The organism is Cellulomonas persica (assembly GCF_007989825.1).
Lineage (GTDB): Bacteria > Actinomycetota > Actinomycetes > Actinomycetales > Cellulomonadaceae > Cellulomonas > Cellulomonas persica.
Genome location: NZ_BJUA01000018.1, coordinates 1 through 22,320, shown reverse-complemented (window position 1 = coordinate 22,320; position 22,320 = coordinate 1). Strand labels below are relative to the sequence as shown.

The 22,320-nt window shown below is 73.9% G+C and carries 24 protein-coding genes; 4 read left to right on the top strand and 20 right to left on the bottom strand.

Annotation, left to right across the window (positions count from 1 at the left end; genetic code table 11):
• Positions 1–133 precede the first annotated feature (133 nt).
• The 3 genes from CPE01_RS14445 to CPE01_RS16845 all read left to right on the top strand — a co-directional run bounded on the left by CPE01_RS14445 (position 134) and on the right by CPE01_RS16845 (position 2,144).
• On the top strand, positions 134–697 hold the full coding sequence (locus CPE01_RS14445) for a hypothetical protein (protein ID WP_246783970.1): 564 nt from the start codon (positions 134–136) through the stop codon (positions 695–697).
• Complete coding sequence (locus CPE01_RS14440; RefSeq protein WP_146807515.1) at positions 694–1,431, top strand: S1C family serine protease; 738 nt, start codon at positions 694–696, stop codon at positions 1,429–1,431. Before CPE01_RS14445 ends, CPE01_RS14440 begins: the two co-directional genes overlap by 4 nt.
• 122 nt (positions 1,432–1,553) lie before the next feature.
• Positions 1,554–2,144: a hypothetical protein gene (locus CPE01_RS16845; RefSeq protein ID WP_246783969.1), complete on the top strand. Its 591-nt coding sequence runs from the start codon at positions 1,554–1,556 to the stop codon at positions 2,142–2,144.
• 9 nt (positions 2,145–2,153) lie between these two features.
• On the opposite strand, the gene CPE01_RS14430 is transcribed toward CPE01_RS16845, so the two are convergent.
• The 9 genes from CPE01_RS14430 to CPE01_RS14390 form a co-directional block, all read right to left on the bottom strand.
• Positions 2,154–2,885 (bottom strand): SseB family protein, encoded by a 732-nt coding sequence (locus CPE01_RS14430; protein ID WP_146807514.1) that lies wholly within the window; start codon positions 2,883–2,885, stop codon positions 2,154–2,156.
• A gap of 3 nt (positions 2,886–2,888) precedes the next feature.
• A complete protein-coding gene (gene priA / locus CPE01_RS14425) occupies positions 2,889–3,641 on the bottom strand; it encodes a bifunctional 1-(5-phosphoribosyl)-5-((5-phosphoribosylamino)methylideneamino)imidazole-4-carboxamide isomerase/phosphoribosylanthranilate isomerase PriA (protein ID WP_146807513.1) in 753 nt (250 codons plus the stop codon).
• 63 nt (positions 3,642–3,704) lie between these two features.
• Positions 3,705–4,349 (bottom strand): imidazole glycerol phosphate synthase subunit HisH, encoded by a 645-nt coding sequence (gene hisH, locus CPE01_RS14420; RefSeq protein ID WP_146807512.1) that lies wholly within the window; start codon positions 4,347–4,349, stop codon positions 3,705–3,707.
• Positions 4,350–4,526: 177 nt separating this feature from the next.
• Positions 4,527–5,159 (bottom strand): hypothetical protein, encoded by a 633-nt coding sequence (locus CPE01_RS14415; protein ID WP_246783968.1) that lies wholly within the window; start codon positions 5,157–5,159, stop codon positions 4,527–4,529.
• Complete coding sequence (gene hisB, locus CPE01_RS14410) at positions 5,156–5,797, bottom strand: imidazoleglycerol-phosphate dehydratase HisB (protein WP_186811560.1); 642 nt, start codon at positions 5,795–5,797, stop codon at positions 5,156–5,158. Before hisB ends, CPE01_RS14415 begins: the two co-directional genes overlap by 4 nt.
• Positions 5,794–6,924, bottom strand: coding sequence for a histidinol-phosphate transaminase (locus CPE01_RS14405; RefSeq protein ID WP_146807511.1), 1,131 nt, complete (start codon positions 6,922–6,924; stop codon positions 5,794–5,796). Before CPE01_RS14405 ends, hisB begins: the two co-directional genes overlap by 4 nt.
• A gap of 58 nt (positions 6,925–6,982) precedes the next feature.
• Positions 6,983–8,305, bottom strand: coding sequence for a histidinol dehydrogenase (hisD, locus tag CPE01_RS14400; RefSeq protein ID WP_146807510.1), 1,323 nt, complete (start codon positions 8,303–8,305; stop codon positions 6,983–6,985).
• A gap of 134 nt (positions 8,306–8,439) precedes the next feature.
• Positions 8,440–8,973 (bottom strand): SRPBCC family protein, encoded by a 534-nt coding sequence (locus tag CPE01_RS14395; RefSeq protein WP_146807509.1) that lies wholly within the window; start codon positions 8,971–8,973, stop codon positions 8,440–8,442.
• 39 nt (positions 8,974–9,012) lie between these two features.
• The gene (locus CPE01_RS14390; protein ID WP_307723714.1) at positions 9,013–9,426 is read right to left on the bottom strand and encodes an ArsR/SmtB family transcription factor; all 414 of its coding nucleotides are present in this window, start codon (positions 9,424–9,426) and stop codon (positions 9,013–9,015) included.
• A gap of 70 nt (positions 9,427–9,496) precedes the next feature.
• On the opposite strand from CPE01_RS14390, the gene CPE01_RS14385 reads away from it, so the two are divergent.
• Entirely contained in the window at positions 9,497–9,709 is a 213-nt protein-coding gene (locus tag CPE01_RS14385; RefSeq protein ID WP_246783967.1) for an RNA-binding S4 domain-containing protein, read from the top strand.
• Positions 9,710–9,747: 38 nt separating this feature from the next.
• Here the strand turns inward: CPE01_RS14385 and dnaE are convergent, their stop codons facing one another.
• From dnaE to murC, 11 genes are all read right to left on the bottom strand, one after another.
• Complete coding sequence (dnaE, locus tag CPE01_RS14380) at positions 9,748–13,311, bottom strand: DNA polymerase III subunit alpha (RefSeq protein ID WP_146807507.1); 3,564 nt, start codon at positions 13,309–13,311, stop codon at positions 9,748–9,750.
• Between the two features lie 41 nt (positions 13,312–13,352).
• The gene (locus CPE01_RS14375; protein WP_186811559.1) at positions 13,353–14,288 is read right to left on the bottom strand and encodes an RluA family pseudouridine synthase; all 936 of its coding nucleotides are present in this window, start codon (positions 14,286–14,288) and stop codon (positions 13,353–13,355) included.
• Positions 14,281–14,886: a signal peptidase II gene (locus CPE01_RS14370; protein ID WP_146807505.1), complete on the bottom strand. Its 606-nt coding sequence runs from the start codon at positions 14,884–14,886 to the stop codon at positions 14,281–14,283. The genes CPE01_RS14375 and CPE01_RS14370 overlap by 8 nt, the downstream gene beginning before the upstream one ends.
• A gap of 44 nt (positions 14,887–14,930) precedes the next feature.
• The gene (locus CPE01_RS14365; protein ID WP_246783966.1) at positions 14,931–15,392 is read right to left on the bottom strand and encodes a TraR/DksA family transcriptional regulator; all 462 of its coding nucleotides are present in this window, start codon (positions 15,390–15,392) and stop codon (positions 14,931–14,933) included.
• A gap of 187 nt (positions 15,393–15,579) precedes the next feature.
• The gene (locus tag CPE01_RS14360) at positions 15,580–16,248 is read right to left on the bottom strand and encodes a DivIVA domain-containing protein (protein WP_146807503.1); all 669 of its coding nucleotides are present in this window, start codon (positions 16,246–16,248) and stop codon (positions 15,580–15,582) included.
• 125 nt (positions 16,249–16,373) lie between these two features.
• Positions 16,374–16,670, bottom strand: a complete 297-nt coding sequence (locus CPE01_RS14355) for a YggT family protein (RefSeq protein WP_146807502.1) — start codon at positions 16,668–16,670, stop codon at positions 16,374–16,376.
• 3 nt (positions 16,671–16,673) lie between these two features.
• The gene (locus tag CPE01_RS14350) at positions 16,674–17,147 is read right to left on the bottom strand and encodes a cell division protein SepF (RefSeq protein WP_146807501.1); all 474 of its coding nucleotides are present in this window, start codon (positions 17,145–17,147) and stop codon (positions 16,674–16,676) included.
• Positions 17,148–17,361: 214 nt separating this feature from the next.
• On the bottom strand, positions 17,362–18,123 hold the full coding sequence (gene pgeF / locus CPE01_RS14345; protein ID WP_246783965.1) for a peptidoglycan editing factor PgeF: 762 nt from the start codon (positions 18,121–18,123) through the stop codon (positions 17,362–17,364).
• Positions 18,120–19,373 carry a cell division protein FtsZ gene (ftsZ, locus tag CPE01_RS14340; protein WP_146807500.1) on the bottom strand — a complete coding sequence of 418 codons (1,254 nt, stop codon included), beginning with the start codon at positions 19,371–19,373 and terminating at the stop codon, positions 18,120–18,122. The genes pgeF and ftsZ overlap by 4 nt, the downstream gene beginning before the upstream one ends.
• A 280-nt stretch (positions 19,374–19,653) precedes the next feature.
• On the bottom strand, positions 19,654–20,397 hold the full coding sequence (locus CPE01_RS14335) for a cell division protein FtsQ/DivIB (RefSeq protein ID WP_246783964.1): 744 nt from the start codon (positions 20,395–20,397) through the stop codon (positions 19,654–19,656).
• Positions 20,398–20,849: 452 nt separating this feature from the next.
• Complete coding sequence (gene murC / locus CPE01_RS14330; RefSeq protein ID WP_307723715.1) at positions 20,850–22,259, bottom strand: UDP-N-acetylmuramate--L-alanine ligase; 1,410 nt, start codon at positions 22,257–22,259, stop codon at positions 20,850–20,852.
• Between the last annotated feature and the right edge of the window lie 61 nt (positions 22,260–22,320).

Below are 22,320 nucleotides of genomic sequence, written 5' to 3'. Positions count from 1 at the left end.
CGACTCGGCGGCCTCGCCCGCCTCCGACGCCCTGCCTGGCCCCGCGACGCCGGCTCCCGCGTCGCTGCCGACGACACTGTCGGCCGTCCCCGCGGCGCGGACGCCCCACGACCTCCCGTCGCGCGCGCGCGACGTGGACGAGACGCCGCCGCCGGGAGACACCGGCGACGACGACCGACCGCGGCGCCGGTCGCGCGCCGTCCCGGTGCTGGCGACGCTGCTCGTCGTCGTCCTGCTCGTCGCCGGACCGCTGGTCGCCTACCTGTGGCGCACGACCGACGAGTGGCGCGCCTCGAGCGAGGACTGGGAGGACCTCGCGCGCGGGACGGCCGTCGAGCTCGAGCGCACGCAGGGCGATCTCGCCGCCGCGCAGCGCACGCTCGACGACACGCGCGACCAGCTCGCGACGGCGCAGGAGCGCATCACCGAGCTCGCCGACGAGAAGGCACAGCTGGGCGACGACTCCGCGGCTCAGCAGCAGCTCGCCGACTACCAGGCCCGCGTCTCGCAGGCGGCGGGCAAGGTCGCGACCGCGCTCGCGACGTGCATCGCCGGTCAGAGCCAGCTCATCGGGTACATGGACGACGCCGACTCCTACGAGCCCGACGTGCTCGCGCGGTTCCGCGAGGACGTCGACGCGCTGTGCGGACAGGCCACCGAGGCGAACGAGCAGCTCCAGCACGAGCTCGAGCCGTGACCCGGGCACGCCTGCTCGTCGGGCTCACGGCCGCGACGTGCGCGGGCGTGCTGGCCGCGTGCGGCACGCTGCCCCCGCGACCCGACCCGGTGCCCACGTCGCTCGACGCGGTCCAGCGCCGCGACGAGGCACCGTCGTCCGCCGGTGCGCTGTCCCCCGACGGCTTCGACGCGGCGCAGCGCATGGCGGTCCGCATCCGCAACGTCGGCTGCGGCTCGCTGTCGACCGGCTCGGGGTTCGCGATCGACGACCACACGCTCGTGACGAACCGGCACGTCGTGGCCGACTCCGCGGCGCTCGAGATCAGCACGTACGACGGCCGTGACGTGCGCGCGCAGACCGCCAGCACGGCCGCGCTGGCCGACCTGGCGTTCGTCCGGACGGTCGACCCGCTGCCCGCGTACGGCGGGCTCGCGCCGCTCGACCCGGTCCCGGGCGCGTCGGTCACGGTCGTGGGCTACCCGCGCGGCAGCCGGCTGACGATGACGACGGGCAGCGTGATCGGTGCGACCACCGACCCGTTGCACGAGAACCTGGGCGAGGTGCTCGTCACGGACGCGCAGGTCGACCTCGGCTCGTCCGGGTCCCCGGTGCTCGACGCCGAGGGCCGGGTCGTCGGGGTCGTGTACGCGAAGGGTCAGGACGGCGCGAGCTTCGTCGTCCCGGTCAGCACGCTGCGCGCGATGCTCGACGACGAGACGCAGGTGTCCGCTGCCCCGACCTGCGGCGACTGAGCGTCCGGACGCTCGCGCGAGTGAGCGCACCGGACGCTCCTGCGAGACGGCGGCCCGCTCCCCCTGGACCGCGGGACGACGGCGCACGATGATCGGGGGACGACCGATCGCTGGAGGCTCCCATGACCCGCGTGCCCCGCTTCGACCCTGCCTCGCTGAGCAGCGCCGCCAACGAGACGTTCACCGTCCGGCGCGTGTTCGGTGAGGCGTACGAGCGCGACGGGGTGACCGTCATCCCCGTCGCCAAGCTCTGGGCCGCGACCGGCATGGGCGCGGGCGACGGCGAGGGCGGTGGCAGCCTCCCGCAGGCCGGCCCGACTGCGGCCGCGTGGGCACGGTCGGCGCGCGCCGCGTGGTCGCGCGCGACCGGTGAGCGGACCTGGGACGACGAGGAAGAGGTCGAGCCTGCCGCGACCGAGGACCCGAGCGACGTGGAGCCCGACGCGGCCGAGACCGGCGCGTCCGACGGCCACGGCGGGTACGGCGGCGGGCACGGCGGGGGTGGTGGCTACGGCGTGCGCGTCAAGCCCGTGGGCGTCTACGTCGTCGACGACACGGGCGTGCACTGGCGTCCCGCGCTCGACCTCAACCGCGTGATCCTGGGCGGGCAGGTGGTGGGCGCCACCGCCGTCGCGTCGCTCGGCCTCGTCCTCGCGGTCAAGGCGGTCGCCGGCGCGGTCGCGAAGTCGGTCACCGCGTTCGCGAACCGCTGACGCAGCGCGTCAGGAGGCTCGGCGCAGGCGCAGCTCGAGCGAGTCGACGCGCTCGGCGACCACGTCGTTCGCGGCGAGTGCGGCGTTGACGCGCGCGACCGCGTCGTCGAGCCCGGCCCGGTCGAGCCCGTCGACGAGCGTCACCACGACCGCGAGCTCGGCACGCCGCCCGGGCTCGACGTCCGCCCGGACCACCGCACCCACGCCGGACAACGCCGCGACGACCGCGGCGGCGACGTCGGGCGCCACGACGGCGCCGTCCACCGCGGGCTCCCACGTCTCCTGCTTGGCGAGCGACCAGACCGCGGGACGCGGCAGGAGCGCCGTGACCGGTCCGCCGGCGTCGACGACGACGACCTCCCAGCCCTCCTGCACCGCGGACAGCGCGGCACGCGCCACGTCCGTCGGCACCGGCCGTGCGTCGCGGCGCCAGGCGGCCATCGTCGCGACCGACGAGAACACCGGGAGCGCCCGACGGCCGTCGGGGGCCCGCAGCGCGACGATGCCGGCCGAGGCCTCCTTGTCGACCGTGTGCTCATGGCCGTCGTGCACGGCCGTGCCCTCGACCTCGAGCTCGGCGAGCACCGGGACGAGCACGCGCGTGCCCGCGAGCGCCGCGACGACGCCGGCGAGCGACCCCTCCCCAGCGCCGAACGCCGCGAGCGCCGCCGCGACCCCGGGGTCGGCCGACCCGTCGTCGGCCGCGAACGGCGACGACGGCGGCAGCTCGCGCCCGGCCACCGCTCAGGCCTGCGCGGGACGACCCGCGACGTCGAGCGCCTCGGGCAGCGTGAACGCTCCCGCGTACAGCGCCTTGCCGACGATCGCGCCCTCGACGCCCTCGCCGACGAGCGTGCGCAGCACCCGCAGGTCGTCGAGGCTCGAGATGCCGCCCGAGGCGACGACGGGCGCGTCGGTCCGGGCGCACACGTCGCGCAGGAGCTGCACGTTCGGGCCCCGCAGCGTGCCGTCCTTGGTCACGTCGGTGACGACGTACCGCGCGCAGCCTGCGTCGTCGAGGCGCGCGAGCACCTCCCAGAGGTCGCCGCCCTCCTGCGTCCAGCCGCGCGCCGCGAGCGTCGTGCCGCGCACGTCGAGCCCGACGGCGATCTGTGCGCCGTGCGAGCCGATCACGCGCGCGGTCCACTCCGGGTCCTCGAGCGCCGCGGTACCGAGGTTGACGCGCGTCGCCCCGGTCGCGAGCGCGCGCTCGAGCGAGGCGTCGTCGCGGATACCGCCCGACAGCTCGACCTTGACGCCCTTGCCGGCGAGCTCGGCGGTGACCTCGGCGAGCAGCGCCGCGTTCGAGCCGCGACCGAAGGCGGCGTCCAGGTCGACGAGGTGGATCCACTCCGCACCGCCGGCGTGCCAGTCGAGCGCCGCGGACAGGGGGTCGCCGTAGGAGGTCTCCGAGCCGGCCTCGCCCTGGACGAGTCGGACGGCCTGGCCGTCGGCCACGTCGACGGCGGGCAGCAGCTCGAGGCGGGGGTCGGTCATGCTTCTCGGTCCTCCAGGATCGTGGGGGTGCAGGAGCGTCGTGGGAAGGCGGAGGCGCGGGGTTCAGCGCAGCGAGTCGAGCCAGTTGCGCAGCAGCTGCGCGCCGGCGTCGCCGGACTTCTCGGGATGGAACTGCGTCGCGGACAGCGGGCCGTTCTCGACCGCGGCGACGAACCGGTCGCCGTGCTCGGCCCACGTCACGAGCGGCGCGGCGACGTGCTCGGACGGCGAGTCGTGCAACGGGAACGAGCGCGCCGCGTACGAGTGCACGAAGTAGAAGCGCTCGTCGCCCAGGCCGTCGAACAGCACCGACCCGGCCGGCGCCTCGACGGTCGCCCAGCCCATGTGCGGGACGACGTCGGCCTCGAGCCGGTCGACGACGCCGGGCCACTCCCCCAGCCCGTCGGTGCGCTGACCGTGCTCGACCCCCTCGGCGAACATCACCTGCATGCCGACACAGATCCCCAGCACCGGCCGCCCGCCCGCCAGACGCCGGTCGACGACCTGGTCGCCGCCGACGCCGCGCAGACCCGCCATCACGGCCGCGAACGCGCCGACACCCGGCACGACGAGGCCGTCCGCCTCGGCGGCGGCGCCCTTGTCGGCGGTCAGCTCGACCTGCGCCCCGACGCGCTCGAGCGCGCGGACCGCGGAGCGGACGTTGCCGAAGCCGTAGTCGAGGACGACGACGCGGGGGGTGGAGGGCACGGCGTCAGGGTACCCGCGTGGCGCATCGGAACCCCGTCCGCACCAGCACGCGAGACGTCACCCGTCCTGCGAGCTGCCCTGGGCTCCACGCCGGAAGCGGGCGGTCGCGAGGTGCGAGCGAGATGATCACCGCGGCGTCGTCCGGGTGCGACAGGACGAGCCCACCGGGCCGACCGCTCAGCGCTTGCGTCCGCGCGCGAGCGCGCGCATGGCCTTCCACCGCGACATGCCGACGCTGGTCACGACGCCCGGGACCTCCGAGACGTCCACGCCGCCCAGGAGCAGGTCCTCGAGCACGGCGGGTGCGTCGGAGAGCACGAGACCAGCGGGGAGCTCGTCGTCGTGGGCGCCCCCGATCCAGCGGGCTGCGGAGATCTGACCCTCGCGCCGGGTCAGGAGCACCACGGGAAGCTGACGCAGGAGCTGCGAGATCGCCGCTGCGCCTGCCTCAGCGGCCGCCGGGTCACGCAGGACGGCGACGGCGCCGACCGACGTCGGCACCGCGTCGACCTGGACGTTCGCGAGCGCGCACGCCGCCGCGAGCGGCTCGGGGGCGGCCACCTGCGTCACGACGAGCGCGATGCTCGGGACCTCGGCCGTCTGCTCGAGCAACCCGGACAGGTCGTCCGGGACGACGACGTCAGGCCCCTCGTCGTCCGCGAGGGCGTCGTCCACGGTCGCGACGTCACTCGGCTCGTCGGTGACGAGCCCGCTCAGGTCGTCGGGCACGACCACGTCGGCCAGGTCGTCGGGAGCGCCGGGCTCGACCGCCGGCTCGTCGTCGCGGGGCGTCTCGTCGGACGTGCTCACAGCGCTCCCTTGGTCGAGGGGATGCCTTCCACGCGCGGGTCGAGCTCGACCGCGAACCGCAGCGCGCGAGCCAGCGCCTTGAACTGCGCCTCGACGATGTGGTGCGGGTCGCGGCCCTCGAGCACGCGCACGTGGATCGAGAACGCCGCGTGGTGCGCGATCGACTCGAGCACGTGCCGCGTGAGCGAACCCGTGAAGTGCCCGCCGATCAGGTGGTACTCCTGCCCGGGCGGCTCGCCCGTGTGCACGAGGTACGGCCGGCCGGACACGTCGACGACGGCCTGCGCGAGCGCCTCGTCGAGCGGGACGAGCGCGTCGCCGAACCGCGAGATCCCCCGCTTGTCGCCGAGCGCCTCCTTGAGCGCCTCGCCCAGGCAGATCGCGACGTCCTCGACCGTGTGGTGCGCGTCGATGTGGGTGTCGCCCGTGGCCGTGACGGTCAGGTCGATGAGCGAGTGCTTGCCGAGCGCGGTGAGCATGTGGTCGTAGAACGGGACCGTCGTCGCGATGTCGGTCTTCCCGGTGCCGTCCAGGTCGAGCTCCACGACCACGCTCGACTCGCTCGTCGTGCGCTCGATGCGTGCCGTGCGGCGCGCGCGGCGCCCCGTCCCCGTCGAAGAGTCCGTCGAAGGGCTCACAGTCCTGCCACCTCCACCAGGGCGTCCTTGAACGCCTGCGTCTCCCGCGGCGTGCCGACCGACACCCGCAGCCATCCCGGCGGGCCCACCTCGCGGATGAGCACGCCACGGTCGAGCAGACCCTCCCACACCGCACGACGGTCCTCGAAGAGGCCGAACAGCACGAAGTTCGCGTCGGAGTCCGCCACCTGCAGACCCCGCTCACGCAGCCAGACGACGAGCGCGTCCCGCTCGTCGCGCAAGGACCCGACCTGGGCCATGAGCTCGGTCGAGTGCGCGAGCGCGGCGCGGGCGACCGCCTGCGTCACGGCCGACAGGTGGTACGGCAGCCGCACCACGCGCAGCGCGTCGACGAGCTCGCGCGACGCCGCGAGGTAGCCGAGTCGCGCACCCGCGAGGCCGAACGCCTTGGACATCGTGCGGCTCACCGCGAGGTGCGGGTGGTCGGCCAGCAGCTCGAGCGCGCTCGGGGTGCCGCGGCGACGGAACTCGCCGTACGCCTCGTCGACCACCACGACGCAACCGCCGGGGACCTGCGCGGCGGCGTCGAGGACCGCGAGGATCGTCGCGGTCGGCAGCGCGGTGCCCGTCGGGTTGTTCGGGCTCGCGAGCAGCACCACCGACGGCGCGTGCTGCGCGATCGTCGCGCGCGCGACGTCCGGGTCGAGGCTGAAGTCCTCCTCGCGCCGCCCGGCCACCCACGCGGTGCTCGTGTCCCGCGCGTACTCGGGGTACATCGAGTACGTCGGCGCGAACGACAGCGCGGTGCGCCCGGGACCGCCGAACGCCTGCAGCAGGTGCAGCATGACCTCGTTCGAGCCGTTCGCCGCCCAGAGCTGCTCGACGCCCAGGCCGACACCCGACTCCGTGAGCAGGTAGGCCGCGAGATCCGCGCGCAGCGCCTCGAAGTCGCGGTCCGGGTAACGGTTGAGCCCGCGCGCCGCGTCCGCGACAGCCGCCGCGATGTCCGCCACGACCTGCTCGGACGGCGCGTACGGGTTCTCGTTGACGTTGAGGGCGACCGGCACGTCGAGCTGCGGTGCGCCGTACGGCTCGAGCCCCGCGAGCTCGGGCCGCAGGGGCAGGCTCGTGGGTCCGGTCACGGTCGTGTCGAGGTCGGCGCTCACGCCCGCGATTGTAGGGAGCGTGCCGTCCGGGGTGTCGGCGTCGTCCACGGGCGCGCGCTCAGAACCGCGCCCGCACCGCGTCGCCGTGCGCGGGCAGACCCTCGGCGTTCGCGAACGCGACGATCCGGTCCGCGACGACACCGAGCGCGTCGGCGTCGTACTCGATGACCTGCACCGCGCGGACGAAGGAGTGCACGCCCAGCCCGCTCGTGAAGTGCGCGCAGCCACCGGTCGGCAGGACGTGGTTCGAGCCCGCCATGTAGTCGCCGAGCGACACGGGTGAGAACGAGCCGACGAAGATCGCCCCGGCGCTCGTGACGCGCTCCGCGACCGCCGCGGCGTTCTCCGTCTGGATCTCGAGGTGCTCGGCGCCGTAGGCGTTGACCACCTCGAGGCCCGCCTCGAGGTCGTCGACCAGCACCACGGCGGACTGCGTGCCGCCCAGCGCGGTGGCGACACGCCCCCGGTGGAACGTCGACTCGACGAGGTCGACGAGCTTGGACTCGACCGCGCCCGCGAGCTCCACGCTCGGCGTGACGAGCACGGACGCGGCCAGCGGGTCGTGCTCCGCCTGGCTGATGAGGTCCGCCGCGACGTGCACCGGGTCGGCGTTCCCGTCCGCGAGGATCGCGATCTCGGTGGGACCGGCCTCCGCGTCGATGCCGACCACGCCGCGCACCACCCGCTTGGCGGCCGCGACGTACACGTTCCCGGGCCCGGTCACGACGTCGACCGGCTCGCACAGCACGGCGCCGTCGGCCTCGGTCTGGCCGTCCGCGCCGTAGGCCAGCATGGCGATCGCCTGCGCACCGCCGACGGCATACACCTCGTCGACGCCCAGCAGCGCGCACGTGGCGAGCACGACCGGGTCCGGCAGGCCGTCGCGGTCCCTCTGCGGCGGCGACACCACCGCGAGCGACCCGACACCGGCCTCCTGCGCCGCCACGACGTTCATGACGACCGACGACGGGTAGACCGCCAGCCCGCCCGGCACGTACAGCCCGACGCGGCGCACGGGCAGCCAGCGCTGGCGCACCTGGGCGCCCGGCGCGACGTCGACCGTGAAGTCCTGCGGGCGCTGCGCGGCGTGCACCGTCCGGACGCGGGTGATCGTCTCGGACAGTGCGGCCCGCACCTGCGGGTCGAGCACGTCGACGGACGCCTGGACGACGTCGGCCGGCACGCGCAGGTGCTCTGGGCGCACGCCGTCGAACCGCTCGGCCAGGTCGCGCAGCGCCGCGGCCCCGCGGTCGCGGACGTCGGCGATGATCGGGGCGACGGCGGCCGCGGCGTGCTCGACGTCGAGCTCGGCCCGGGGCAGCTCCGCGAGGAGCTCACGACGTGACAGACGGCGACCGCGCAGGTCGATGCGGGAGATCACGACGTCGAGTCTAGGCCGCGCACCGAGCGGCGGCCGGGCCGTCCGGTGTGCGATCAGGGCCCGGCGCTCGGGCGCCCGGTCGGGCCCGGTGGGGGTCCGGCCGGGGCCGGGTCGGGGTGCGGACGGGGCCGCGGTCAGGCGCGGTAGCGGGCTGAGCGCTGGTCGTACAGCGCGTCCCACGGCCGCACCGGACGGTCCGCGCAGTGGTCGTCGAGCTGGTCGAGCACCACGTGCCAGCCGCCGCCGTACCCGCGCGCAGCCGACGGCTCCAGGCCGGTGTGGACGAGCGTGAGCAAGGCCCCGTCGTCGTCGGCCTCGATATGCACGCGCACGTGCGACGTCCGCTCGCCCGGGAACGACCACGTGAGCTCCAGGAGGTGCGGCGGGGCGCACGTGCGCACGTCGCCGCGAGCGACGTCGTCCGCGTCGGGCCGGTCCTCCCCCATGCGCAGCTCGTAGGACCCGCCGGCCCTCAGGTCACCGTGCAGCGCGCCGAGCCACCGGCGGGCCCGCTCGGGATCTGTCACCGCCGACCACAGGTCGTCGGGAGTCGTCGCGTAGCGGCGGCGGAACTCGACCCGGGCGCCGTCGGCGTCGACCTCCACGGTCCCGTCCGGGCCGAGCACTCCTGCGGGTGTCGGGGTGCTGCCGGGCGTGTGCGTGCTCATGCGTCCTCCTCGTGCGGTGCCGTGCTGGGACGTGCGGGACTAGGACGGGCTGCGCTGCTGGGACCGGCTGTGCTGGGACCCGGGGCCGGCAGTCCGTGCCGCGCCCGCGTCGTGGCCGGCACGCGCCGCACGGCGACCTCGCGCGACCTCCGTCGCCAGCGCGTCGAGGCGCGGCCGCCAGGCCCGCACGACCTCGTCGGCCCAGCGCCCCACCTCGTCCACGGCCTGCGGGCGCAGGGCGTACAGGCGCACCGTGCCCTGGGGGCGGGACTCGACCAGCCCCGCCTCGCGCAGGACTCGCAGGTGCCGGGACACCGCGGGCTGGCTGATGCCGAACTCCGCGCCGACGGCCGCCGCGAGATCGCCCGCGGGCCGCTCGCCCGCGCCGACGAGCTCGACCAGCCGCCGGCGGACCGGGTCACCGAGCGCGTCCATCGGGTGCATGGCCGCCATATTTGCGCAGTCTGTTAAATAACGCAAGGGTTAGATACGGCAGCGGCCGGCCGTGCCGCACACTGGTGCCGTGAGCCACCCCGACGCGCCGATCCGTCTCGGCCAGTTCCTCAAGCTCGTGAGCCTCGCCGAGTCCGGCGGGCACGCCCGCGCGCTGCTCGACGACGGCGCCGTCACCGTCAACGGCGAGCCCGAGACGCGCCGAGGTCGCCAGCTGCGCCCCGGCGACGTGGTCGAGGTCGACCTCCCCGGCGGCGTCCAGCGCGCCACCGTCGAGCTCTAGCCGCAGCGCACGGTCCGGGACGCCCCGCACGCGTCGCGTCAGCCCGCCAGGCAGCCCGGGCCGAGCAGGGCCTTGAGGTCGCCGAACAGCGACGGGTTGCGCGTCACCCGCAGGCCGTCGTCGAGCCGCATGACGGTCGCACGCCCGGGCTGCGTGAGGCGCAGGTGCACCTCGGTGATCCCCGGGTGGGTGCTGAGCACCTCCTTGAGCCTCTCGACGACGGGTGCCGTGCACCGCGCGACGGGCAGCGTCACGACGACGGGCGCGTCCGCCGCGACGTTGACGTCGGGCAGCGTGACCTCCATCGCCTGCAGCTGCATCGTCTCGTCGCGCCGCCGCACGCGACCCTTGATCACGACGACCGCGTCCTCGGCCAGCACGGTCGAGTACGCCACGTAGGTCTCGCCGAAGAACATGACCTCGACCGAGCCCTCGAGGTCCTCGAGCGTGACCGCGGCCCACGCGTTGCCCTGCTTGGACATCTTGCGCTGCAGGCTCGTGATGAGCCCCGCGACGACGACGGTCGAGCCGTCCGGTCGCAGCTCGTCGGCGTTGAGCGTCGCGATCGAGACGTCCGCCGCCTGCGCGAGCACGTGCTCGAGACCCGACAGCGGGTGGTCCGAGACGTAGAGGCCGAGCATCTCGCGCTCGAACGCGAGGCGCTGCTTCTTGTCCCAGTCGGGCAGGTCCGGGATCGCCACCTGGAAGCCGACCTCGTCCTGCTCGCCGAACACGTCGGCGAACAGGTCGAACTGCCCCTCGGCCTCCTTGCGCTTGACGCCGATGACCGCGTCGACCGCCTGCTCGTGGATCAGCAGCAGGGCCTTGCGCGGGTGCCCGAGCGAGTCGAACGCGCCCGCCTTGATGAGCGACTCGATGGTCCGCTTGTTGCACACGACCGCCGGGACCTTGTCGAGGAAGTCGGTGAACGACGTGTACGCGCCCTTCTCCTCGCGCGTGCGCACGATCGCGTCGACGACGTTCGCCCCGACGTTGCGGATCGCCGTCAGGCCGAACCGGATGTCGACGCCGACGGCGGTGAAGTTGGCGGCCGACGAGTTCACGTCCGGCGGCAGCACCGTGATGCCCATGCGCCGGCACTCGTTGAGGTACAGCGCCGACTTGTCCTTGTCGTCGCGCACGCTCGTCAGCAGCGCCGCCATGTACTCGGCCGGGTAGTGCGCCTTGAGGTACGCGGTCCAGTACGAGACGAGCCCGTACGCCGCGGTGTGCGCCTTGTTGAACGCGTAGTCCGCGAACGACTCGAGCACGTTCCACAGCGCCTGCTGCGCGTCCTTCGAGAAGCCGCGCTCGGTCATGCCGCCGAAGAAGTCCGCCTGCTGCTTGTCGAGCTCGGACTTCTTCTTCTTGCCCATGGCGCGGCGCAGCACGTCGGCCTGGCCGAGCGTGAAGCCGGCGACCTTCTGGGCCGTCGCCATGACCTGCTCCTGGTACACGATCAGGCCGTAGGTCGAGCCGAGGATCTCCGCGAGCGGCTCGGCCAGCTCGGGGTGGATCGGGGTGATCTCCTGCTGGCCGTTCTTGCGCAGCGCGTAGTTCGTGTGCGAGTTCACGCCCATCGGGCCGGGGCGGTACAGCGCGAGGACGGCGGAGATGTCCTCGAAGTTGTCCGGCTTCATGAGGCGCAGCAGCGAACGCATCGGGCCGCCGTCGAGCTGGAAGACGCCGAGCGTGTCGCCGCGCGCCAGCAGCTGGTAGCTCTCGAGGTCGTCGAGCTCGAGGTCCTCCAGGACCAGCGGGGGCTTGCCGTTCATCACGATGTTCTCGAGCGCGTCGTCGAGGATCGTGAGGTTGCGCAGCCCCAGGAAGTCCATCTTGATCAGGCCGAGGCCCTCACACGTGGGGTAGTCGAACTGCGTGATGACCGCGCCGTCCTGCGGGCGGCGCATGATCGGGATGATGTCGATCAGCGGGTGGCTCGACATGATGACGCCGGCGGCGTGCACGCCCCACTGACGCTTCAGACCCTCGATGCCCTTGGCGAGCTCGACCACACGCTGCGCGTCCGGGTCGGCCGCGTGGACCTGACGGAACTCCTCGGCCTCGTGGTAGCGCGGGTCGTCGGGGCTGAAGATGCCCGTCAGGCTGATGTCCTTGCCCATGATCGCGGGCGGCATCGCCTTGGTGAGCTTCTCACCCATCGCGAACGGGAAGCCCAGCAGGCGTGAGGAGTCCTTGAGGGCCTGCTTGGCCTTGATGGTGCCGTACGTGACGATCTGCGCGACGCGGTCCTCGCCGTACTTCTCGGTCACGTACTTGATGACCTCGCCGCGACGACGCTCGTCGAAGTCGACGTCGAAGTCGGGCATCGAGACGCGGTCGGGGTTGAGGAAGCGCTCGAAGATCAGGCCGTGGCGCAGCGGGTCGAGGTCCGTGATGCGCATCGCGTACGCGGCCATCGAGCCGGCACCCGAGCCACGGCCCGGACCGACGCGGATGCCGTTGTTCTTGGCCCAGTTGATGAAGTCGGCGACGACGAGGAAGTACCCCGGGAAGCCCATCTGCGTGATGACGCCGGTCTCGTAGTCGGCCTGCTTGCGCACGTCGTCCGGGACGCCGCCGGGGTAGCGCTCGTGCAGCCCCTTCTCGACCTCCTTGACGAACCAGCTGGTCTCGTCCTCCCCCGCCGGGACGGGGTAGTTCGGCATGTAGTTCGCCTTGGTGTTGAACGAGACCTCGCACTGCTCGGCGATGCGCAGCGTGTTGTCGCACGCCTCCGGCAGCTCGGCCCAGATGCGGCGCATCTCCTGCGCCGACTTCACGTAGTAGCCGGACCCCTCGAACGCGAACCGGTTACCGCCCTGCTCGTACGTCGGCTCCGTGAGCGCCGAGCCCGAGTTGATCGCGAGCAGCGCCTCCTGCGAGGACGCGTCCTCCTCGGTCACGTAGTGCAGGTCGTTCGTCGCGACCAGGGGCGCGCCGATCGTCTCCGCGAGCCGCAGGAGGTCCTTGAACACGCGTGTCTCGATGTCGAGCCCGTGGTCCATCAGCTCGACGTAGAAGTAGTCCCTGCCGAAGATGTCCTGCAGCTCGCCCGCGGCCCGCACGGCCTCGTCCCACTGCCCGAGCCGCAGGCGCGCCTGGACCTCGCCCGACGGGCAGCCGGTGGTGGCGATCAGTCCGTTGCCGTAGCGCTCGAGCAGGTCGCGGTCCATGCGCGGCCACTTGCCCATCTGCCCGTCGAGCGACGCGAGCGACGACGCGCGCATGAGGTTGTGCAGGCCCTCGTTGTTGCGGGCCAGCAGCGTCATGTGGGTGTACGAACCGCGCGCGGAGACGTCGTCGCTCTCCTGGCCCTGCTGCCCGAACCGCACGCGCGTCTGGTCGAACCGGCTCGTGCCGGGCGTCACGTACGCCTCGACCCCGATGATCGGCTTGATCCCCGCCGCGGTGGCCTTGGACCAGAAGTCGAACGCGCCGAACAGGTAGCCGTGGTCGGTCGTCGCGATCGCGGTCTGGCCGAGCCGCTCGACCTCCTTGAACAGCTGCGGCAGCCGAGCGGCACCGTCGAGCATCGAGTACTCGGTGTGCACGTGGAGGTGGACGAAAGAAGGGTCCTGCACTGCTGCTCCGGCTGCCACGGAGCGAGTCTAGGCGGCGCCGGGGACACCCCCGGCCAGACTCAGCGGTAGCCGGCGGAGATCACGTCGAGCGCGTGCTGCAGGTCGTCGGGGTACCGGCTCTCGACCTCGAGCCACTCACGCGTCCCGGGGTGCTCGAAGCCCAGGCGGACGGCGTGCAGCCACTGCCGCTCGAGCCCCACGCGCTGCGCGAGCGCGGGGTCGGCGCCGTACGTGAGGTCCCCCACGCACGGGTGCCGCAGCGCCGAGAAGTGCACGCGGATCTGGTGCGTGCGGCCCGTCTCGAGATGCACCTCGACGAGCGACGCTGCGGGGAACGCCTCGAGCAGCTCGTAGTGCGTGACCGACGGCTTGCCGCTCGCGGTGACCGCGAACTTCCAGTCGTGGCTCGGGTGGCGCCCGATCGGCGCGTCGATCGTGCCCGTGGTCGGCTCCGGGTGGCCCTGCACGAGCGCGTGGTAGACCTTCTCGACCGTGCGCTCCTTGAACGCGCGCTTGAGCACCGTGTAGGCGTGCTCGCTCTTCGCGACGACCATGAGCCCGCTCGTGCCCACGTCGAGCCGGTGCACCACACCCTGGCGCTCGGCGGCCCCCGACGTCGAGATGCGGTAGCCCGCCGCGGCCAGCGCGCCGACGACCGTCGGACCCGTCCAGCCCGGCGACGGGTGCGCCGCGACGCCCACCGGCTTGTCGACCACGACCACGTCGTCGTCGTCGTACACGATGCCCATGCCGGGCACGGGTTCGGGCACGACCTCGACCGGGGCGGGCGCGGCCGACGGGATCTCGACCTCGAGCCACGCGCCGGCCGGGAGCCGGTCGGACTTGCCCACGCTGCGGCCGTCGACGAGCACGCCGCCCGCCTCGGCGATCTCCGCGGCGCGCGTGCGCGACAGCCCCAGGAGCCGCGACAGGCCGGCGTCCACGCGCTCGCCCGCGAGGCCGTCCGGCACGGGCAGGCTGCGCACGTCAGCCACGGGCGCCCCCGTCCTCGACGGGAGGCACGGCGCGGTCACGTTCGCGCGTGCCGTCCACCCCGATGCCCCGCGCGACGAGCAGCACGACGAGCCCCGCGGCGACCACGATCGCGATGTCGGCGACGTTGCCCACGAACCAGTCGAGGTACGCGATGAAGTCGATGACGTGCCCGCTCGGGAAGCCAGGCTCCCGGACGAGCCGGTCGACGAGGTTGCCGAGCGCGCCGCCCAGCAGCAGCCCGAGCGCGACCGCCCACATCGTGGACCCGAGACGTCGCGCGACCCGCACGAGCACCACGACGACCGCGGCGGCCACGAGCGTGAGCACCCACGTCATGCCCGTGGCGATCGACAGCGCCGCACCGGGGTTGAAGACGAGCTGCAGCCCGAGGAGGTCGCCCACGAGCTCGCGGCGCGCGCCGTCCAGCGTCGCGATCGCCCAGGCCTTGCTGAGCTGGTCGACCGCCAGGACACCGGCCGCGATCACGACGAGCAGCCCGACGAGCCGCCGACGACGGCGCTCCTGCGACGTCAGCTCGTCGGGCGCGGCTGCTGCGACGTCGAGCGTCGGGTCCCCGTCGGGGAGGTAGGAAGGCACCGCAGGAGTCTACGGGCGCGTTCGCGACGAGACGCCGAGGCTCGTCAGCGACGCTCCTCGCGCTGCTTGCACTCCACGCACAGCGTCGCGCGCGGGAACGCCTGCAGACGCGCCTTCCCGATCGCCTTGCCGCACGACTCGCAGGTCGCGAACGTGCCGGCGCTGATCCGCGCGAGCGCGTGCTGCGTCTGGCCGAGCATGTCGCGCGTGTTGTTCACGAGCGTGAGCTCCTGCTCGCGCTCGAGCGCGGACGAGCCCGAGTCGGCCTGGTCGTCGCCCGCGCCGTCCCCCGAGTTGCGCAGGAGGTCGGACAGCTCGGCGTCGGCAGAGGCCAGCTCCTGCGACAGGCGGTCGACGTCCGCCGCGAGCTCGTCGGCGACGTCCCGCACCTCGCGGGCCGTCCAGGCCGTCTCGCCGTCGCGGACCGGGAAGAGCTTCGCGAGGCGCGCGAGCTCCTTCGCGTCGTCGGGAACGACGACGGTGGTGCTGAGCGAGTCGTGTGCCACGGTCGGCCCCCCTGTCTGTGAAGTCACGTGACTGTAGACGTGCATACGGTCACGCACAACACGACACGCCGGGTGAAAACCCGGCGTGCCGTGGCGCTGACCAGCGTGAACGGCGGCAGTACCCCGGCTGCCGCCCGCTCGTGCCAGCGGGTCGCCCGCGTGTCGCGGGCGGATGCGATCAGGTGACCTACAGGTTGTGCCCCTCGCCGACCGGCTGGGCCTGCGACGAACGCGGCGGCAGGGCGTTGCCGCGGTTGTCGAGGTCGCCGAGCAGGTTCTCGAGGTAGCTCTTGAGGCGCGTGCGGTAGTCGCGCTCGAACACGCGCAGCTCGTCGATCTTGCGCTCGAGGAGCGACCGCTCCTGCTCGAGCTGGCCGAGCGTGCGCTGCGACGTCTCCTCCGCCTCGCGGACGATCCGGTTCGCCTGCGCCTTGGCCTCGCCGACGAGCCGCTCCGACTCCTCCTGGCCGCTGCGCACGTAGTCGTCGTGCAGCTTCTGCGCGAGCTGCAGCATGCCGGTCGCCGACTCCGGCTCGCTCGTGCGGGCGGGCGCCGCGGACACGGCGGGCGCGACGGGCGCGGGGGCGGCCACGACGGGCTCGGGCACCGGCTCGGGCTTGGGCGGCGCGACAGGCGCGGCGACGGACTGCTGCGCACCGGCGCGGCTCAGCTCGGCGATGCGCCGCTCGGCGGCCGCGAGCTTGGTCTTGAGGTCCTCGTTCTCACCCTGGAGGTCGCGAAGCGTGTTGACGACCTCGTCGAGGAAGTCGTCGACCTCGTCCTGGTCGTAGCCCTCACGGAACTTCGTCGCCTGGAACTTCTTGTTCAGGACGTCGTCTGCGGTCAGCAGTGCCATCGTCGTCACCTCGTTCGGGTAGTGCGGGGTAGGTGTTGCAGTGGTCGGCTCTCACGCGCCCACCTCGGCCACCGTAGCGGACAACGCCCGGCGGCGACGGCAGCCGTCACGCGCGCGGACGCAACCTAGAGCCGGGCCGCGATGCTCGGCAGCACGGACAGCAGGAACGTGCACGCGAAGAAGAGCAGCAGGAAAGCCAGGTCCAGCCGCACGGGACCGATCGCGAGCGGTGGCAGCACGCGACGCAGGGCGCGCAACGGCGGGTCGGTCACGGTGTACGTGGCCTCCGCGACGACGAGCACGACGCCGCGCGGGCGCCACTCGCGCGCGAAGAACATGACCCAGTCGAGGACCAGGCGCGTGAGCAGGAACAGGAAGAAGACGAAGACGACGAACGTCAGCAGCTGCAGGACGAGAGCCACGCGTCAGCTCTGGTTGTAGAAGCCCGGGCGGCTGCCGCCGGCGCTCGGCGTCTCCCCGCCCGAGACCTCGACGTGCGCGGGCGACAGCAGGAACACCTTGTTCGTGACGCGCTCGATCGCCCCGTGCAGCCCGAAGATCAGGCCCGCCGAGAAGTCGACGAGGCGCTTGGCGTCGGCGTCGTCCATGTCGGTGAGGTTCATGATCACCGGCGTGCCCTCACGGAACGCCTCACCGATCCGGCGCGCGTCGTTGTACGAGCGCGGGTGGATCGTGGTGATGCGCCGCAGCTCGCCTGCCGGCGCGGGCTGCTCGACGGCGGCGACGCGCGTCGGCCGGAACGGCGTGACCTGCGCCTCGTGCTCCTCGTGCTCCATGGCCGCGTCCGTCCCCTCGTACTCGTCGAGGTACTCGCCGTTCTCGGCGTGCTCGTCGGCCAGGCCCAGGTACAGCATCGTCTTGCGCAGCGCTCCGGCCATGGCCCCGCTCCTCCCCCGGACGTCGTCCGGACCAGCTCGTCGAACCTGCGACGCCGCAGCCCGTCACTGCGGCCTGGTGTCGCAGGCCCGTCTTATCCGCTGGTCACGCTAGCAACGCGGTTCGGATCCCTCTCGGCGCGACACGCCGTTTCGACGCCGTGTCAAGAGTGGATCTGCACAGCCGCCGCGGCCGCCGGTTGCCGTCGGGGTCCGGTCAGACCAGGCGCACGACGCCCGCGAAGCGTCCCGTGCGCTGCTCGCGTCGGTACGAGAACAGGTCCTCCTCGTCACGCGTGTCGCGTACGGAGCGGACGACGTGCGACACGCCGGCCGAGCGCAGCACGGCCTCGACACCCGCAGGCAGGTCGAGCGCGGGGGTCCCCCACGCCGTCGTCGCAGCCGTGGCCGGCACGACCGCCGCGACCTCGTCCCGCAGCGCGGTGGGGACCTCGTACGACGCACCCGCGACCGCGGGGCCGATCGCGGCCCGCACGCGCCCGGCGACGGCCCCGCGCGCGACCATCGCGTCGAGCGCCGCCTGGACGACCCCGTCGAGCAGTCCCCGCCGGCCCGCGTGCGCGACGGCGACCACACGCGCCTCGGGGTCGGCGAGCAGGACCGGCACGCAGTCCGCGACGAGCACGCCGAGCGCGACGTCGTCCGCGCTCGTGACGAGCGCGTCGCCCGTGCCGACCGGTGCGAGCACGTCGTCGGGCAGCGCGTCCGCGCCGGCGACCTCGACCACGTGCGTGCCGTGCACCTGGTCGGCGAACGCCACCCGCACCGCCAGGTGCGTCGCGAGGCGGTCGCGGTTCGTCGCCACCGCGCGGGGGTCGTCCCCGACGTGCGCGCCGAGGTTCAGCGACGCGTACGGGATCGCGCTCACGCCGCCACGCCGGTCCGTGAAGCCCGCGACGACGCCGGGGCCGAGATCGACCTCGTCGAGCTGGATCTCGGCCCCGGTGCGGGACGTCACTTGAGGAAGTCGGGGACGTCGAGCTCCTCGCGCTCACGCTCGCGACGCGGCTCGCCCTCGGTGAAGATGCGCGGCACCTCGAGCGCGCCCGTCACGGGCGTCGGCTCGGCCTGCGTCGACAGGAACGCCGGGACCTCGGGGACCGCAGCCGTCACGGCCGGGGCGGGTGCCGGGGCCGCGGACGGCACGAACGCGGGCACCGGCTCGGACGCGTCCGGGCGCGGAGCCGGGACGTGCGGGACCTGACGCGGCGCCTGCCCGCTGACCTGTCCGAGCGCACGCGCGTCACGGCGGACCGTCGGCGAGCCGCCGTCGAAGCCCGCGGCGATCACGGTCACGCGCACCTCGTCGCCCAGCGCGTCGTCGATGACCGCACCGAAGATGATGTTGGCCTCGGAGTGCGCGGCCTCCTGCACCAGGCGGGCCGCCTCGTTGATCTCGAAGAGCCCGAGGTCCGAGCCACCCTGGATCGACAGCAGGACGCCGTGCGCGCCGTCGATGCTGGCCTCGAGGAGCGGCGAGCTGATCGCCATCTCCGCAGCCTGCACCGCACGGTCGTCGCCGCGCGCGAAGCCGATGCCCATGAGCGCCGAGCCGGCGCCCTGCATGACGGACTTCACGTCCGCGAAGTCGAGGTTGATCAGGCCCGGCGTCGTGATGAGGTCCGTGATGCCCTGGACGCCGGACAGCAGCACCTGGTCCGCCGAGTGGAACGCGTCGAGCACCGAGACCGAGCGGTCCGAGATCTGCAGCAGGCGGTCGTTGGGGATGACGATCAGCGTGTCGACCTCGGCACGCAGCGCGTCGATGCCCGCGTCTGCCTGCACGGAACGGCGGCGACCCTCGAACGTGAACGGCCGGGTGACGACACCGATCGTCAGCGCGCCGAGCGAGCGCGCGATGCGCGCCACGACGGGCGCCCCGCCGGTGCCCGTGCCGCCGCCCTCGCCCGCGGTGACGAAGACCATGTCGGCGCCCCGCAGGACGTCCTCGATCTCCTCGGCGTGGTCCTCGGCCGCCTTCTTGCCGACCTCGGGGTCGGCACCCGCGCCGAGACCGCGCGTGAGCTCGCGGCCGACGTCGAGCTTGACGTCGGCGTCGGACATGAGCAGGGCCTGCGCGTCGGTGTTGACGGCGATGAACTCGACACCCTTGAGGCCGACCTCGATCATGCGGTTCACGGCGTTGACGCCGCCGCCGCCGATGCCGACGACCTTGATGACCGCCAGGTAGTTCTGCGGAGCTGCCACGGTGGGTGCCTCTCGTTCGTGCCGATCGTGCGAGCCTGTCGGGCGCGGGCCCGGCGTGTGTCGCTCCGCCGGGTCCCGGTGGTCGCGCCCCGGTCCCCCTGCGGTCCGACGTCCGCCCCGCGACACGCCGCGAGGACGAGCTCAAACCTTCACCCTCAACTTGAGGGTTATAGTTATGTCAGGTGTGCTGTCAGGGCGTGACGCTAGGTCGCGTCCCCGCGCGGATCAACGACCGCGCGCGCGTGTCGGGCCACGGATTCCCCACACCCGTCACGCGGCGTCACTTGATGATGGGCATGCGCGGCGCCGAGACGTCGACGACCGTCGCGCCCTTCACGGCGTCCGAGCCGAGCAGCGTCGTCAGGACCGCGATCTTGAGCGTCGTGTCCGACGAGCTCCCCCAGTCCACGCGCAGTCCCCCGCGCAGCTCCATCGACACCGTGTCCTGCGTGCGCGCCGAGATCGAGGCGACCTGGGCCGAGAGCTCGGCCGGCAGCTCGTGCACGACCTCGAGCACCGCGCGCAGCGTGCGCTTCTGGCCCGCGGGCACGTCCACGACCGGCAGCTCCCCGGGCGCCTTGCGCACGTGGCCGACCTGCACGCCCTCCTCGTCGAGCAGCGTGTACCCCGAGCGGCCCTGCGCGGGAACGGCGGCGACGGGCTCACGCGCGACGATCGTGACCGTCAGCCCGTGCGGCCAGTCGCGCGAGACCGACGCCTCACGGACACCCGGCACGTCGAGGACGTCCTGACGGATCCCCCCGGTGTCGAGCCGCGGCAGCGGCGTGCCGTCGCGCTCCGCGACGACCTCACGGACCTGGTCGCTCGCGACGACCGAGCCGGCGCCCTGGATCTCGATCGCGAGCTCGTCGGGGTCGAGCGCGAGCACGGGCGACCACAGCAGCACCCAGGCCACCGCCACCACCGCCAGGCCCGCCGAGACGAGCGAGATCGCCTGACGCCGCGCGATCGTCCGGCGCACCTTGGCGCGTTCGGCGAACCGGGCGGCCGACGTGGTCGACACCACCGGTGGAACACGGATCGAGACCGCGGGCGGAGGCGGCACGGGTCGCAGCACCGGGGTCGCTGCGGTGGCGGGCGTCCCGGCGCTGGCCGGCGTGCGGGGGCTCGCGGCCGATCTCGCGCTGGCAGGGCTGCTCGCGCTGGCGGCCGAACCTGCGCTGGCGGGGGTACGGGCGCCGGCGGACGTGCCGGCGCTCGCCGGCGTGCGGACGCCCGGGGGCGTCGCCGCCCCCGGCGGGTCGCCGCCACCCCGCGGGGTCTCGTCCGCGCGTTCGTCGCTGCGGGGGACCACGGGACGCGACGAGGCCGTCCGCGGCCGCCTCGCCGCCGGGACCTCGGGCTCGACGCCCGCGCCGTCCGCCCCGGCCACCGGGCGCACCCCGCCGCCGCGCGCCGCCGAGCGGGGACGCGCGGGAGGTCGGGGCGCCGGCGGCCGCGGCGGACGCGACGGGCTCACTGCGCCGGTCCCCCGTCGCCGGCGCGAGCGGCGAGCCGCTCGAGGATCGTGGGCGCGAGCGCCGTGACATCACCGGCGCCGACCGTGAGCAGCAGGTCGCCCGGGCGAGCGGCGTCGGCGATCGCGCGTGCGGCGTCGAACCGGTCCGCGACGAACGTCGCCCGGCCCGCCGTCGGCACGCGGTCGACGACGAGCGCACCCGTCACGGACGGGTCGGGGTCCTCCCGCGCCGCGTACACGTCGGTGACGACGACGACGTCGGCGAGGTCGAGCGCGGCGCCGAACTCGTGCGCGAACGTCCGCGTCCGGGAGAACAGGTGCGGCTGGAACAGCGCGAGCACGCGCCCGTCGCCGGCGACGCTGCGCGCGGCACGCAGGAGCGCGGCGACCTCGGTGGGGTGGTGCGCGTAGTCGTCGACCACGCGCACGCCGCCGGCGGTGCCGCGGTCCTCGAAGCGGCGACCGGTTCCCCGGAAGCTGCCGAGCGCGGCCGCCGCGTCCGGTCCGGGCACGCCGAGGCGCACGAGGACCGTCCAGGCGGCGGCGGCGTTGAGTGCGTTGTGCGCGCCCGGGAGCGCGAGCGTGACGGTCGTGGGCGCGGCGGTCGCCTCGCCCGTGCTGACCTCGAACGTCCAGCCACCGTCGCACGCGGTGAGCTCACCCACGCGCACGTCGGCCTCGGCCGAGCGCCCGTACGTGCGCACCTCGACGCCGCGTCCCGCGAGGTCGTCCCGCACACGCTCGACGAGCCGGCGCGCGCCCTCGTCGTCGACGCACGCCACGAGCAGCCCGCCGGACCGGATGCGGCCCGCGAACGCCACGAACGCGGCCTCGAACGCATCGCGCGTGCCGTAGTGGTCGAGGTGGTCCGGCTCGACGTTGGTCACCACCGAGACGAGCGGGCCGTACGCGAGGAACGAGCCGTCGGACTCGTCGGCCTCCGCGACGAACGCGCGGCCCGTGCCCTGCCGCCCGCCGCCGACCGAGCCCTCGGCCGTCAGGACGGTGCCGCCGATCGCGAAGGACGGGTCCGCGCCCGCGGCCAGGAGCCCCGTCGCGATCATCGCCGACGTCGTCGTCTTGCCGTGCGCTCCCGCCACCGCCACGCCGTCGCGGTCCGCCATGAGCGACGCGAGCGCCTGCGACCGGTGCAGGACGCGCACCCCGGCCGCGCGCGCGGCGGCGAGCTCGGCGTTCGACTCGCGCACCGCGGACGAGACGACGAGCGTGTCCACGCCCTCGACCAGGGCGGCGTCGTGGCCGACGTGCACGGCGACGCCCGCATCGCGCAGGCCGGGCAGCGCGGGCCCGTCCGCGGCGTCCGAGCCGCTCACCTCGAGCCCGCGCGCGGCGAGCAGCAGCGCGACCGCGGACATCCCCGCACCGCCGACGCCGACGAGGTGCACCCGCCCCAGCTCGGCGACCGGCACCGGCGCGTCGCCGGAACCGGTGCGACCCGACTCCGTC